This window comes from Peptoanaerobacter stomatis (genome assembly GCF_000238115.1).
Classification (GTDB): domain Bacteria; phylum Bacillota; class Clostridia; order Peptostreptococcales; family Filifactoraceae; genus Peptoanaerobacter; species Peptoanaerobacter stomatis.
The window spans coordinates 48,693-63,242 of sequence record NZ_JH414553.1; the positions used below are offsets into that span (position 1 = coordinate 48,693).

A 14,550-nucleotide genomic window follows, 5' to 3' on the forward strand; every position below is an offset into this window, starting at 1 on the left:
AAATGATAAAAACAGAAAAGTATAAACAAAATATTCCAATGGAATTAAGAGAATATAAACAGTGGTTATGGTTTAAGAAGATTAGGAAAATGGATTTGAAAGGAAGAGAAAAAACTCTTAAGATTCCTGTAAGTCCAATTACCCTGAAATCAAGTGATTGGAATAATAAAGAAAACTGGGCAGACTTTGAAACAGCAGTTAATAATATAGAGAGTAGTGGTTGTGATGGATTGTCTTTTGTACTAAGCAAGGATGATCCATTTCTTTGTATCGACTTGGATAATGTATCTCGTGATATGAGAAAAATGTTTTGCAGAGATTTTCATGATACCTACATTGAAACTTCTCAATCCGGCAAAGGGCTTCATATTTTTGCAGAAGGGAAAATTGCTTATAATTTTAATAATCAAATTGAGAAAGTGGAAATGTATCAAAATAACAGATGTATTGCCATGACTGGGAACAGTGTTGATAGAACGCTAAATAACATCATAGATAAGCAAAAGGAAATTGATAAATACTATGAATGTTTTGCACCTAAAAAGAGCATTAGAGAGCAAATAAAAGCATATCAATCAGATAATGATTTACTGCCTGATGCACCTAAAATCATAGAAACGATGTGCAAGCATAATACAAAAGCTAAAGGATTGTTTGAGGGAACTATCTCAAGTGGTGATGCCAGTAAAGATGATTTCCTATTACTACTATTATTAAATAGCTATACACATGGCAATGAGGTGTTGATGAAAGATATATTTCTAAAATCTGCCTTAAATCGTATTGATGATAAGAGTAAAAGAAAAAATGAAGCGGCTTATATCAGATATTTGGAGGATAGTATTAAAAAAGCAATTCAGTATGGGAAACAAAGATATTGGGATTATAACTATCACAGAAAAAGTGTAGGTGATAGTCGTGACTGATTGGTTGAAATTTAATGACGATGAACTGTCGGATTATCTTAATAGAGATTTAGAATACACAGATAAGGGACAAATAAAGAGTAACACAACCAATATCATCACGGTGTTAGTAAATCCACTATTTTGCAAAGAAGAACAGATGATAGACGGAACAATTTTCTTTGATACTTGCAGCATGACAGTCAGGTTTTTTGGAACTTTGAAAGGTGAAAAGCAGAAAGAAAATGAGATAAGAAAATGGAACGATCACTTAACTAATCTTTTAGGGGTGGAAATCGAAAGAGAATTTGGGATTAAGTATTCTAAAAATAGAATGGATGATGCCATAACTTTTATTGCTCATAAAAGGGCGATAAATCTTCCTGCTATGTATATGAAATCGCTTGCGTATGATGGTGAGGGTTATATATCTAAATTGCTTCCCAAATATCTTGGAGCAGAAGATACAAAATTAAATGCCTGGATTATGGAGCATATGCTAGTTGGTATGGTAAAAAGAGTTTTTAATCCTGGATGCAAGTTTGATGAGCTGATGGTTCTTACGGGAATTCAAGGTGTAGGGGATAATGCTATAATGATGATAGTACAATAAATCCAAGTAAAATCAATGGTTAAAGGCTTCCACAAAACTTTTAAACTTGATGATGGATTAAGACTATCATCTTTTTTTATATCTAAAATTATCTAAAAGTATAGCATAAAATGAAATCTCTGTATAGAGAAGAAGGAGGGACTTTATGGCAGACGTTATAACAATCGCCAATCGAAAAGGCGGAGTTGGAAAAACAACTACAACTCTAAACCTTGCCTATTCACTAAAAGAACTGGGTAAAAAAGTATTAGTCATTGACCTTGATCCACAAGCCAATCTTACAAGATGTTTTGATGTGGAAAATACAGAAAATATAAAAACCATAGGGCATTTGTTAATAACAGAAATGGAGGAAGAAGAAAGCTACTTGGTAGAGGACTATACCAAATCTTATGATGAGATAGATATTATCCCTTCAAGTGTTTACTTATCCGCCGTTGAAACACAAATGAGGATAGAAACAGGAAGTGAACGGATATTATCGGAAATTGTTAATCAGGCAAAAGAGCATTATGACTATATCCTTATAGATACATCTCCATCACTTAACATTTTAACGATAAATGCCCTTTGTGCCTCAGACAGTGTCCTTATAGCAGCAGATACACAGTTGTTTGCAGTCGTTGGAATTAATGAACTTTTAAAGACAATTCAAAAAATAAAAAAGAGAGTGAATCCTAAGCTGAAAGTACAAGGAATTTTGCTAACCATGTGTGAGAACAGAACCAATCTCTCCAAAACACTGACAGAGCAGGTAGAAGAAATGTTCCAAAAGAAAATTAAGGTCTTTCAGACGAAAATTCCGAAAACAGTCAAAGTGGGGGAAGCCATATACAGCGGTCAAAGCATAAAAAAATATGCAAAAGGCAGCAGTGTAGATATTGCCTATGACAATCTGGCAAAGGAGATCTGCTATGAGTAAAAAACTTCTAAAAAGAGAAATCACTGATGCCGTAGATTTTCTGCTTGAAGATACAAGTGTTTTAGAACAGGGAGATATACAGAATATAGAACTCAATCTGCTTGAAAATTATCACGATCATCCGTTTACCCTATACACAGGAAAGAGACTTAGTGATATGGTAGAAAGTGTTAAAGAAAATGGAATACTTAATCCAATCATCATACTCAAAAAGAAGATGGAGCTTATGAAATACTTTCCGGACACAATAGAGCAGGTGCAGCCAGACTTGCGAACCTAAAAACTGTTCCTTGTATAGTAAAAGAAAATCTCTCTGAAGAACAAGCCTATACCTATGTGATAGAAACCAACTTGATGCAGCGTTCTTTCTCCGACTTACTGCCGACAGAAAAAGCCCTTGTTCTTAAAATTAGATATGAAAAAATAGCAAGTCAGGGAAAGAGAAATGATTTACAAAAAGAGATAAACAATTTAGAACAGGGGATTATAGAAAAGGAAAGCAAAACAGAAGATAAAACAAACAGCAGAAAAGCACTCGGAAAAGAATATCATCTTTCGGGGGCATCCATTGCAAGGTATCTTAGATTAAATGAATTATCTAAGTCTTGGAAACAAGAAGTTGATGAAGATAAAATAGGTTTGACGATGGCAGTGGAGCTATCCTATCTTACAAAAGAGATACAGGAATATCTGTATCAACAGTGTAAAGAATTGGAACTGTCCTTAAAACCAAGCGATGCCAAAACACTTCATCTGATGAACAGACAAGAAGAGATGAATCAAGAAATGGTTGCAACATATTTGCTGAACTTGAAAAAACCGAAGGTAAAAGAGTATCAGAATATCAAGCTATCTCAGAGTATTTATCAAAAATTTTTCCGATATGAAGAAAGTAAGGAAGAAGTAGAGGGAATTATAGAAAAAGCACTGGAAATTTACTTTAGAGAGTATCTCCATTAGCAGAAAGACAAAATTATAAATTTAAGGTATAATATAAGGTGCTAAAAAGGTAAAAAAAGAGCTTATTTAACAGGATAATATATAAAAGAGGTAGATGTAATGGATGAAATAAAACTATATGAAAATAAAGAAATACGCTCCGTTTGGGATGAAGAAAAAGAAGAATGGTATTTTTCAGTAGTTGATGTAGTTGGAGTATTGACAGGACAAGAAAATGCAAGAGGCGCCAGTACTTATTGGGCTGTACTAAAAAAGAGATTAAAAGAAGAAGGAAATGAACTGCTTACAATTTGTAAGCAGTTGAAAATGAAAGCAACGGATGGGAAAATGCGTTTAACTGATGTAGCTGATATGCAAGGGATATTCCGTATTATCCAGTCCATACCATCTCCTAAAGCAGAATCTTTTAAGTTATGGCTTGCAGAAGTAGGAAAAGAACGAATCGATGAAATCATTGATCCTGAACTTACGATTGACAGAGCCTTAGAAACCTACCTAAAGAAAGGGTATACACGTGAGTGGATAAATCAAAGACTTCAAGCCATTCAGGTAAGAAAAGAACTGACCGATGCTTGGGACGATCATGGAATACAAAAAGGTGTAGAATACGCAATTCTTACTGATGAAATCACCAAAGCATGGTCAGGAATGACAACAAGAGGATATAAAAATCTGAAGGGTTTGAAAAAAGAAAATCTAAGGGATAATATGACTACTCTTGAAATTGTTTTGAATATGCTTGCAGAAGCTACAACAACAGAACTGACTAAGACGACCAATCCGAAAGGCTTGGAAGAAAACAAGAAAGTTGCTAAAGAAGGAGGAAGTGTTGCAGGAAATGCAAGAAAAGAAATAGAACAAAAAACAGGCAAACCGGTCATTACCTCAAAAAATGCAGTTGACCTATCAAGACTGATTGAAGATGTGGTCAAAGAACCTTTCAATAAAAAACAAGATAAAAAAGACGATACAGATAATGAAACATAGATAAAAATAAAATATTAGAGCATTCATTTGTGAAGAGATAGCAAAGAAAAACAGCTATCTCTTTTTTGATGCTTAAAACATAGGAGGAGGTAGAGAGTATGAGCATAAAATTTAACTACTATTATGGAAAAGAAGCAGAGCAGTTCTCTTTTTTTCGTATTCCCAAACTGTTATTTACAGATTCCACATTTAGTAAACTTAGCAGTGATGCCAAAGTGCTTTACGGGATTTTACTGGATCGAATGAATTTATCTATGAAAAACGGCTGGCTTGATGAAGAAAACAAGGTATATATTATCTTTACCATTGAAGAAATCGCAGAAATCATGTGCTGTGCCACACAGAAAGCAACAAAGATACTTCAGGAATTAGATGATAAAAAAGGCATAGGACTTGTAGAAAAAAAGAGACTCGGACTTGGAAAGCCAAATATTTTATATGTAAAAAACTTTATCATACAAGAGTCGGAGAAAGAAAGTTCATCAAAAGAAGAAATCGAAGAAATCACAAATCAGGAATTATGTAAATCACAACTCAAGAATGATGAAAATCACAATTCAGGAAATGTGAATTTCACAAAACAAGAATTGTGTAAATCACAATGTAATAAGACTAATCTTAATAAAACTGAATATAGTGATACTGAGTATAATAATACCTCCCCCATATCCCCCTCAAAAGAAAAAATCATAAAAGATAATTCACTTAGTCAGAAACAGGATACGGAGGTAGAAGAGGTTATAGAAATACTAAAAGAGAATATAGATTACTCTTTTCTTGTGAAAGAACAATCAAAAAATAAAGAAAAGATTGATCTTATCCTAAACCTTATGGCAGAAGCAATTCAAAACAAGACGGATATAAGAATCAACCGAAGAATGATTGCTTATGAAACGGTAAAAGAGCAGTTTTTATCACTACAAAAAGAACATATTAATTATGTCCTATTTGTTCTTGATGAAAATAAGAGGACAATTACAAACCTAAGAGCCTATTTGTTATCCCTTTTGTATAATGCACCGGTCAATATTTTAGGAATGACAGAAGATACAAAGTTAGAGGGTACTGATTACAGCAAAGATATGGAAATATGGCAGGAGCTTTTCAACACCACATAGCAGGTGTAAATGATAAGGAAAGTAAGTTTAAGAATTGGGGAAATCAAATGAAATTATAAAGATTATTGTAGAGATTATGGAGGAATCATATGGATAATGCGGAGAATATCTTTGGGAGAGTATTTGAACGTTTGCAAAAAGATATTTTAAACGAAAAGAACGGAGATTATGTCAATGAGAATGACGGACTTGTTTATTGTGGAGTATGTCATAGTCCCAAACAGCAAATCAGTAATATAGGTGGAGGTTTAAGGAAAATACCTAAAAACTGTATTTGCAGAGAAAAAGAATTGGAGAAGGAAAGACAGCATTGGAAAGAACTGGAGCATCAAAGTATCCTGTCGGATTTAAGAAAACAGGCATTTGAAGATAAGCTGTTGCAAAATCAAACCTTTGAAGCGGAAGATGGCAGCTTAGAGCATAGAAAAATCGGAGAAAACTATGTGAAAAAATTTGAAGAAATGGAAAAGGAAAATATAGGCTTACTCCTTACAGGACCTGTGGGAACCGGAAAAACCTATTTGGCATCGGCAATAGCAAATGCCCTAATTGAAAAAGAAATCTCCGTTAAAATGACCAACTTTGCCACCATTCTAAACGATATGATGAATTTGGACATCAACAAAAATAAGTATATTGAAAAGCTTAATAAACATAGACTTCTTATCATTGATGATTTCGGAATGGAAAGAGATACCCCTTTTGCCACAGAGCATATCTTTAATATCATTGACAGCAGATACAGAGCAAATAAACCGATAATTTTGACTACGAATCTTAGTGCAAAACAGCTCACAAATCCGAATAATCTTAAAGAACAGAGAATTTATTCAAGGATACTGGAAATGGCAACACCCATTCTTTTTACAGGAGAAAACAGAAGAATATCAAAGATGAAAGAAAAAGCACGAAAGGTAAACACAATACTCATGGAAAGCAGGTGATATATTGATCAATGAAGAAGTTACAAGGCAAGTAATTGCAGTAAAGAAAAAAGCACTTCATCTAACGGTAAGAGAAGTTGTGAAACTTATGAAAATGATACTTAATAAGGCAGAAAAAGAAAAAAACAGCTTAAAAGACTTTATCGGCAAGCAAAAGCCAACTACGGTAAAAGATTTAGTAAAAAAGGGAAAAGTTGAAACCTTAGAGTTAAATGATGTGGACTTAAAGAATTTAAAAAGAGAACTAAATAAAAGTGGCGTGAAATTCAGTATTAAAAAAGATTTGACAACAGGAAACAATATTATCTTTTTTCAGGCAAAAGATGAAAAGGTAATGGAACAGGCATTTAAAGAAGCAGTAGCAAAATTTGCAGGAAAGAATAAGAAAAGAGAATCTGTAATAGACAAGCTAAATCACTTTAAAGAGAAAGTGAAAAACACGCCCCAAAGAGATAAAATCAAAGAAAAGCATAAGGAACAGAGTTTGTAGGAAGGAGTGGTAAAGACGAAGATTGTAAAAGAAATACTAAAGGATATAAAAAATATATTTCACATAAGAGATAAGAAAAAGTTTGTAATTAAAAACTTACCTTATCTCTTTTTCTTTTATCTGGCGAATATATTTTCAAGGCATATAAACAGTTATGTAGGTGGTGATTATGTAGATAAGATGATAGTAGCTTTATCTGATATAGGAACACTGTCTTATCTGCCATCATTTCATATAGATGACTTATTTGCAGGTATTTGTTTTTCAGCAGTTATTTGGCTTATTGTTTATCAAAAAAAGAAAAATGCAAAGAAATTTCGCCAAGGAGTAGAATACGGCTCGGCAAGATGGGTTGCATAATATTAACTGTAAAGGAGTGATATATAGACACAAAAAAGGAGGATAACGCCATGATAGAATACACAAATAAAATCACAGCACTATACTCCCGCCTTTCAGTTGGTGATGAGGACAGGGACGGTGGCGAAAGCAACAGTATCGTAAATCAAAAGGCATTTTTAGAGCGATATGCAAGACAGCATAAGCTGATGAATATTCGCCACTATATCGACGATGATGAAAGCGGTAGGTTCTTTGATAGAAGTGCCTATACACAGATGATAAACGATGTAGAAAGCGATAAAATCGGCATTGTCATTATGAAAGATATGACAAGATGGGGACGAGATTATCTTCAAGTAGGAAACGCTATGGAGATATTCAGACGAAACAATGTACGCTTTATTGCTATCAATAACGGTATCGACAGCCAAGACCAAAACACATTGGAATTTGCCCCCTTTATCAATATTATGTCCGAGTGGTATGCAAGGGACATCAGCAAGAAAGTAACAACAGGCATTAAGACCAAAGGAGCAAACGGAAAGCCCGTTGCAACAGAAGCTCCATACGGCTATATAAAAGACCCAAACAACAAAGATTATTGGATCGTCGATAAAGAAGCTGCCGAAGTCGTAAAACTCATTTTTACGCTCTTTATGGAGGGGAAAAACCGCAATCATATAGCCGTTTACTTGAAAGAAAAAGAAATACTAACCCCCAACCTTTTATATGAAACAGCAAGACAGAGGAACAGCGAAAAACAAAAAGCTGAATGAAGAAAACCGCTATAACTGGAACAAAGCAACCCTAACACGCATACTGAAAAGGCAGGAGTATTGTGGCGATGTAGTCAACTTCAAAACTGAAAAGCATTATAAAGATAAGCGAAACCATTATGTAGATAAAGACAAGTGGCAAATAATCCCTGATGTACACGAACCAATCATAGATAGAAGTACCTATGAAAATGTACAACGGATATTAAAAAATGCACCGGTAAAAAGACCAAACGGAGATGGAGAAATCCACCCATTATCGGGACTGATGTACTGTAAAGATTGCGGTACAAAAATGCACATACGCACCATACACAAGAACAATAAGGTACAGCATGTAACCTATTGCAGCGAATATGCCAAAGGAAAATCCAAACACCCGAAATGCCATTCTCCCCACCGTATTGATGTCGATGATGTGATGGAAAATCTCACAGAGGTTTTGCGAAAGATAGCACAGTATTCATTGGCAAATAAAGAAGAATTTGAGGCACTGGTAAAAAGCAGTCTTGCCAAAGAACAGACAGAAGAAATCAAAAAACAGAAAAAGCGTATACCACAAATCACAGACAGAATGGAACAGATAGAAAGAGTTATGAATAAGCTGTATGAGGACAATGCACTGGGCAATATCGAAAGGGAACGCTATGAATTACTATCAAGGAAGTATGCAGAAGAATATTATACTTTGAAAGCAGAACAAGAGAAAATAGAGGAACACTTATCTGAATTTGAAAATGCCAACCAAAGAGCAAAGAACTTTATAAGACTGGCAGAAAGCTATTCAGACTTTGAAGAACTTACCTCTACCGCCATCAATGAATTTATCAGTAAAATTGTAGTACATGAGCGAGATGTTAAAAGAGCAAAATATGCGGTTCAGCGAATAGAAGTGTATTTCAACTATATCGGAAAATTTGAAAATGAACTCACAAAAGATATAGAGCCGACAGAACAGGAAATGATACAGATGAGAGAAGAAATAGAAGAAGCCAAGAAAGAAAAATCAAGAGCATATCATAGGGCATATTCCAAAGAATATAGAGCCAAAAACATTGAAAAGTTTAGAGAGTATGAACGGATAAAAGCACGAGAATACCGAGCAAGAAAGAAGCTACAAGCCACAACCTAAAACCAAATATCAACCAAGACGAAAAGAGGTTTCCTAAATCACAGGAAATCTTTTTTTATGCAAGTAAAAGGAGGATTGAATGACAGAAAAACAAGAAGCACAGAACGATAAAATACAGACAGTAAAAGAACAGACCATACCCCAGAAGCCGAACAATATCATGATAAAAAAGATTAGAGGAAAAACTTTTGTAACAGAGATATATTTTGACCCAAACAGTAAGGATACATTTCAAGATAAGCTGTTAAAGGTAGTGAAATCGGAACGGAAAGAATAGAAAAAATGAGATCAGTAAATCAAATCGGTTTACTGTTTTTTCTTTACTAAAAATCAGAAAGGAGAACAGAAAATGAAAAATATAGATGAAAAAATCTTAATGGCAGAAGAGGAAATTAAGCAGTTACAAAACAAAAGAAAAAAACTCATCAGTCAGCAGAAACAGGAAGAACGAAAGAAAAGAGATAAAAGGCTTTATGAAAAAGGAGCAGTTTTTGAAAGTATCTTTAACGAAAGCAAGGATTTTACCAAAGATGAATTTTATCAGCTAATTACATTCTCAAATATCAAAGAAGCAATAAATGAAAAAATCCTAAAAGTCATGGAGAAAAGAGAAAAAACGGAAGAAGAAAACATAGAAAAACAAGAGAAAGTAACGGAAACAGAGCAGTAGTCCCTTGTTTACAAGGGCGCACTTATACACCCTAAAGGGTGTGTGCGTTCTCCGAAGGCTCTTGCAGAGAGCATATCAGCTAAAGCTGATACAGGGGAGCTACACTCCCCTACAGAAATACATTTCCTACCCCTTGTGTACTTCCCAAAAGAAATCGGATAAAAAGCTATCCGATTTTTTTTAGGAAGTCTTATCCATCGCCACATAAAAGTATCAGAAAAACGAAAGGAGGTCTTATCTTATGGCGATATATCATCTTAGTATAAAGATTATCTCAAGAGGTAAAGGCAAAAGTGCAGTAGCAGCTTCCGCTTATCGAAGTGGCGAAAAGATAAAAAACGAATATGACGGCATAGTCCACGACTTTACAAGAAAAGGCGGAATAGCCCATACTGAAATTCTATTACCACAAAATGCACCACAGGAATTTGCAAACCGTTCTGTCTTATGGAACAGTGTCGAGAAAATAGAAAAAAGTAAAAACTCACAGCTTGCAAGAGAAATAGAAATTGCATTGCCTAAAGAATTAGACAGGGAAAAACAGATTGAACTTGTAAGGAACTATGTGAAAGAAAATTTTGTAGATGTCGGTATGTGTGCCGACATTGCTATACACGATAAAAATGACGGAAACCCACACGCACATATTCTATTAACTATGCGACCGTTAAACGAAGATAAAACATGGGGAGCAAAATCGAAAAAGGAATATATCCTTGATGAAAACGGAGAGAAAGTAAAACTCAAAAACGGCAACTACAAAACAAGGAAAATCAATACAGTGGATTGGAATGAACAAGACAAAGCAGAGCATTGGCGAAAGGCATGGGCAGATATTATAAACAAATGTCTTGAAGAAAACAGCATACAGGACAAAGTGGATCACCGCTCTTATCAAAGACAAGGTATAGAGCAAATACCGACCATTCATTTAGGCGTATCAGCCACCCAAATGGAAAAGAAAGGCATAGCCACCGACAGAGGAAATATCAACCGAGAAATCAGAAAACAGAATAGGATATTACAGGAAATCAAGTTAAGAATAAAAGCCTTGTTAAATTGGGTAAGGAGAATAGGCAAAGAAGAAAAAGAAAATGATAATCTCACATCCCCTCTCCCACCCAAAGAAAATTTGCTATCCGTTTTTGAAAATCTTATCCGTAAAAATGCAGATAACCATAATACAGATTTAGAACAATACATCGAAAGCTATCAATTCTTAAAAGAGAAAAATATCACTTCCGTATCTGAACTGAAAGAAAGTATAGTTATTTTAAGAGATAAGAACTATAAGACCACAAGAGCTATAAAAGATACCGAAAAGAAAATAGATGATAGAGTACAACTTATCGACCATGCCAAAAAATATTTGAAGCATAAAGATACCTATACAGCCTATACCAAGCTAAAGAAAAACAAACAAGATACTTTCTACAATGAACATACAGCAGAGATTATTTTATTTGAAAGTGCCAAAAAATATCTGAAAGAGCATTTAGGAGAAAACAAGACCCTAAATATATCCAAATGGAAATCAGAAATAGGCACTTTGAGGAAAGAAAAAGATACTCTATATTCTCAAATGATAGATATACGAAAAAAGGTTGAACAAGCTGAAAGTGTTAGAAGCTGTATAGATAAATTACTGCAAGAAAAGAGAGAATTAACACAGGTAAAGAAGCAAGAGTTAGGGTTGTAAAACTTAGTAAAATATAAATCTAACAATAATAATATTGGGTGAAATAAATTTAATTTTAGCGAGACGGAAGAATGAACTTTGACTATTTTTATAACAGTGAATAAGAGAGATAAGTAGTACTACCATGATTTGGAAAAATATTTAATAATATGACAACATATGTCAAGTTATTGTGGTATAATAATTATAGGAGATGTTAAAACGATGAAAGATAATAGGCTATTTAGGATACTATATTATATTTTAGAAAAGGGAAAAGTTACGGCAAGTGAACTTGCAGATAAATTTGAGGTGTCAGTCAGGACAATATATCGAGATATTGACTCTATCAGCAGTGCAGGTATTCCCATCTATGCGTTGCAAGGAAAGGGTGGTGGAATAGAAATTGCTGAAGATTTTGTGCTTAGTAAATCACTACTGTCTGAAAACGAGAAACAACAGATTATGTCAGCCCTTCAAGGATTGGATAATACCGCAATACAGCATGAGAATGAGCTTTTAACAAAACTGTCCGCACTCTTTAAAATGAAAAATACCAGTTGGATAGAAGTTGACTTTAATAATTGGCAAAACAATAAGCTGTATGAAAAAACATTCAATGATATTAAGTCGGCAATTATAAGTAAAAACATTGTTTCGTTCACATATTTTAGCAGCAATGAAAAAGAAACAAGCAGAAGTGTTAAGCCTGTGAGATTACTTTTCAAGAGTCAGGATTGGTATCTATATGCTTTCTGTTTACTTAGAAATGATTTTAGATATTTCAAATTGTCCCGGATAAAGAATTTAGACATCCATACTGAAAAATTTAATGACAGCTTTGAAGATACAATACTCAAAAAAGAAATGCCATACGAGAATACAGTGCATATAAAAGTCAAGTTTGATCGTAAAGTTGCCTTCAGGGTATATGATGAGTTAAACGGAGAAATTATAGAAGATAGTGACGGAAATTTATATACTGAAATAGAAGTTCCAAATGATTACAACTTATACAATTATATTTTTTCTTTCGGAGATGGAGCAGAAGTATTAGAGCCAAAAGAGATACGAATGCAGATTAAAGAAATGATAAATAAAATGGCAGAAAAATATATAACTTGACAAATGGTGTCAAGTATATTGAGGTATAATTATCTTAAATAAAGATAAGGAGGAATAAACAATGGATATGAAGTATTGTCAGTGTTGTGCTATGCCTATGGGAGAGGGAACAGAGCTTTATGGTACAAATTCAGATGGAAGCGTAAATGAAGATTATTGTAAGTACTGCTTTGAGAAAGGCGAATTTACTTTTAAAGGAACAATGGAGGAAATGATTGAGATATGTGTTCCTCATGTAGTCGAAGCTAATAAAGATATGAATGAAGATAGTGCAAGAAAAATGATGATGGAGTTTTTCCCCACTCTAAAAAGATGGAAGGAGTAAAATGTTATGCCAAGACCAACGACAAAAAGTGATTTGATGACTGCTGCTAAGGAAAACTATGAAAAGTTAAATTTACTTATTTCAAAGATGACAGAGGAAGAGTTAAACACACCGTTTGATTTTTCAAAAGATGAAAAGAAAAAAGAAGCTCATTGGAAAAGAGATAAAAACTTAAGAGATGTTTTAATCCATCTCTATGAATGGCATCAGCTTATTTTGAATTGGGTACATTCCAATCAAAAGGGAGAAGAAAAACCATTTTTGCCTGAACCATATAACTGGAAAACTTATGGAGATATGAATGTAGAATTTTGGAAGAAACATCAAAATACTTCTCTTGAAGACGCTACGGATATGTTTCATAAATCCCATAGTGATGTATTAGCATTAGCTGAAAAATTTACAAGTGAAGAATTGTTTTCTAAAGGTGTCTATAAGTGGACAGTAGGTAGTACGCTTGGTTCCTATTTTGTAAGTACAACATCAAGTCATTATGATTGGGCTATGAAAAAGTTAAAAGCTCATCAGAAAAATTGTAAATCAAAATAGCCGGAATAGGATAGTAAAGTGCATTTTACAAAAGTAAAAGGAATACTATCTTCAAAGAATGGAATGAATTTGTTCAGAGGCTGTACTCATGGCTGCATTTATTGCGACTCAAGAAGTAAATGTTATCAAATGAACCATAAATTTGAAGATGTAGAAGTAAAGGAAAATGGAATCAGTCTTTTGGAAGAGAGCCTAAAACGAAAGCGAAAAAAATGTATGATTGGTTTAGGCCCTATGACTGATCCATACATTAAAGAGGAACTTGGACTAAATTATACAAGACAGGCACTTGAGATAATAAATAAATTTGGCTTCGGTGTAACTCTTATAACAAAGTCAGCTAATGTTTTAAGGGATTTAGACTTGTTGAAAGAAATAAATTCAAAAGCAAAATGCGTAATTCAAATGACACTAACAACTTATGATGAAGAACTTTGTAAAAAGATAGAGCCAAATGTTTCAACAACAAAAGAAAGGGTTGAAGCATTAAAAATATTGCGTGATGAGGGAATACCAACAGTAGTTTGGTTAACTCCGATACTGCCATTTATCAACGATACGGAGGGAAACATTATTGGTATTTTAAATTATTGCAAGGAAGCAAAAGTGTTTGGAATAATATGCTTTGGTATGGGAGTTACACTCAGAGAGGGAAATAGAGAGTATTTTTATTCGCAGTTAGATAAAAAGTTTCCAAAGCTGAAAGAACGATACATCAGAGAATACGGAAACAATTATGTAGCAAACAGCGTAAACAATAAAAAACTAATGGGTGTATTTCACGAATTCTGTGAGCGGAACGGTATCGTTCATGATAATGAAGCAATATTTAACTATTTGGGACTATTTGAGGGAAAGGACATCTCAAAGCAGCTTAGTTTTTTTGATGAAGTTTGACTAACGGAATTAAATATCTATGATTATGAGGCGATAGAAAAATAAAAATCTATCGTCTTTTTCTTTGCTTAAAATTAAAAAGAAAAGCGTCAATAAATCAAAAAAGGTACTTGACAA

The 14,550-nt window shown here is 33.8% G+C and carries 17 protein-coding genes and 1 pseudogene; all 18 read left to right on the forward strand.

Going from position 1 to position 14,550, the window contains the following annotated elements; all coding sequences use genetic code 11:
• Nucleotides 1-2: 2 nt before the first annotated feature.
• Nucleotides 3-926, forward strand: a complete 924-nt coding sequence (locus HMPREF9629_RS06530) for a DNA primase (protein WP_009525585.1) — start codon at nucleotides 3-5, stop codon at nucleotides 924-926.
• Nucleotides 919-1,518 (forward strand): VapE domain-containing protein, encoded by a 600-nt coding sequence (locus HMPREF9629_RS06535; protein ID WP_009525586.1) that lies wholly within the window; start codon nucleotides 919-921, stop codon nucleotides 1,516-1,518. Before HMPREF9629_RS06530 ends, HMPREF9629_RS06535 begins: the two co-directional genes overlap by 8 nt.
• Nucleotides 1,519-1,663: 145 nt before the next feature.
• A complete protein-coding gene (locus HMPREF9629_RS06540; RefSeq protein ID WP_009525587.1) occupies nucleotides 1,664-2,440 on the forward strand; it encodes a ParA family protein in 777 nt (258 codons plus the stop codon).
• Nucleotides 2,433-2,720 carry a ParB N-terminal domain-containing protein gene (locus tag HMPREF9629_RS12210; protein WP_009525588.1) on the forward strand — a complete coding sequence of 96 codons (288 nt, stop codon included), beginning with the start codon at nucleotides 2,433-2,435 and terminating at the stop codon, nucleotides 2,718-2,720. Before HMPREF9629_RS06540 ends, HMPREF9629_RS12210 begins: the two co-directional genes overlap by 8 nt.
• Nucleotides 2,721-2,794: 74 nt before the next feature.
• Nucleotides 2,795-3,400, forward strand: coding sequence for a hypothetical protein (locus tag HMPREF9629_RS06545; RefSeq protein WP_330367846.1), 606 nt, complete (start codon nucleotides 2,795-2,797; stop codon nucleotides 3,398-3,400).
• A gap of 99 nt (nucleotides 3,401-3,499) precedes the next feature.
• On the forward strand, nucleotides 3,500-4,387 hold the full coding sequence (locus HMPREF9629_RS06550) for a BRO-N domain-containing protein (protein ID WP_009525590.1): 888 nt from the start codon (nucleotides 3,500-3,502) through the stop codon (nucleotides 4,385-4,387).
• A 98-nt stretch (nucleotides 4,388-4,485) separates the two neighbouring features.
• Nucleotides 4,486-5,505 (forward strand): replication initiator protein A, encoded by a 1,020-nt coding sequence (locus HMPREF9629_RS06555; protein ID WP_009525591.1) that lies wholly within the window; start codon nucleotides 4,486-4,488, stop codon nucleotides 5,503-5,505.
• An 89-nt stretch (nucleotides 5,506-5,594) separates the two neighbouring features.
• Nucleotides 5,595-6,449, forward strand: a complete 855-nt coding sequence (locus HMPREF9629_RS06560; RefSeq protein ID WP_009525592.1) for an ATP-binding protein — start codon at nucleotides 5,595-5,597, stop codon at nucleotides 6,447-6,449.
• Nucleotides 6,450-6,453: 4 nt separating this feature from the next.
• On the forward strand, nucleotides 6,454-6,939 hold the full coding sequence (locus tag HMPREF9629_RS06565; protein ID WP_009525593.1) for a PcfB family protein: 486 nt from the start codon (nucleotides 6,454-6,456) through the stop codon (nucleotides 6,937-6,939).
• A gap of 6 nt (nucleotides 6,940-6,945) precedes the next feature.
• Nucleotides 6,946-7,299 (forward strand): hypothetical protein, encoded by a 354-nt coding sequence (locus HMPREF9629_RS06570; RefSeq protein WP_009525594.1) that lies wholly within the window; start codon nucleotides 6,946-6,948, stop codon nucleotides 7,297-7,299.
• A 50-nt stretch (nucleotides 7,300-7,349) separates the two neighbouring features.
• Nucleotides 7,350-9,189 (forward strand): annotated as a pseudogene (locus HMPREF9629_RS12215) (recombinase family protein).
• Nucleotides 9,190-9,268: 79 nt separating this feature from the next.
• Nucleotides 9,269-9,466, forward strand: a complete 198-nt coding sequence (locus tag HMPREF9629_RS12220) for a transposon-encoded TnpW family protein (protein ID WP_009216382.1) — start codon at nucleotides 9,269-9,271, stop codon at nucleotides 9,464-9,466.
• A gap of 72 nt (nucleotides 9,467-9,538) precedes the next feature.
• Nucleotides 9,539-9,859, forward strand: coding sequence for a DUF3847 domain-containing protein (locus tag HMPREF9629_RS06585; protein WP_009525597.1), 321 nt, complete (start codon nucleotides 9,539-9,541; stop codon nucleotides 9,857-9,859).
• A 241-nt stretch (nucleotides 9,860-10,100) separates the two neighbouring features.
• Nucleotides 10,101-11,558, forward strand: coding sequence for a MobQ family relaxase (gene mobQ / locus HMPREF9629_RS06590; protein ID WP_009525598.1), 1,458 nt, complete (start codon nucleotides 10,101-10,103; stop codon nucleotides 11,556-11,558).
• A gap of 204 nt (nucleotides 11,559-11,762) precedes the next feature.
• Nucleotides 11,763-12,662, forward strand: a complete 900-nt coding sequence (locus tag HMPREF9629_RS06595; RefSeq protein WP_009525599.1) for a helix-turn-helix transcriptional regulator — start codon at nucleotides 11,763-11,765, stop codon at nucleotides 12,660-12,662.
• Between the two features lie 61 nt (nucleotides 12,663-12,723).
• Nucleotides 12,724-12,987, forward strand: a complete 264-nt coding sequence (locus HMPREF9629_RS06600; RefSeq protein WP_009525600.1) for a zinc ribbon domain-containing protein — start codon at nucleotides 12,724-12,726, stop codon at nucleotides 12,985-12,987.
• Nucleotides 12,988-12,993: 6 nt separating this feature from the next.
• Nucleotides 12,994-13,536, forward strand: a complete 543-nt coding sequence (locus HMPREF9629_RS06605) for a ClbS/DfsB family four-helix bundle protein (RefSeq protein WP_009525601.1) — start codon at nucleotides 12,994-12,996, stop codon at nucleotides 13,534-13,536.
• An 18-nt stretch (nucleotides 13,537-13,554) separates the two neighbouring features.
• Nucleotides 13,555-14,433: an SPL family radical SAM protein gene (locus HMPREF9629_RS06610; protein WP_009525602.1), complete on the forward strand. Its 879-nt coding sequence runs from the start codon at nucleotides 13,555-13,557 to the stop codon at nucleotides 14,431-14,433.
• The last annotated feature ends 117 nt before the right edge of the window (nucleotides 14,434-14,550 follow it).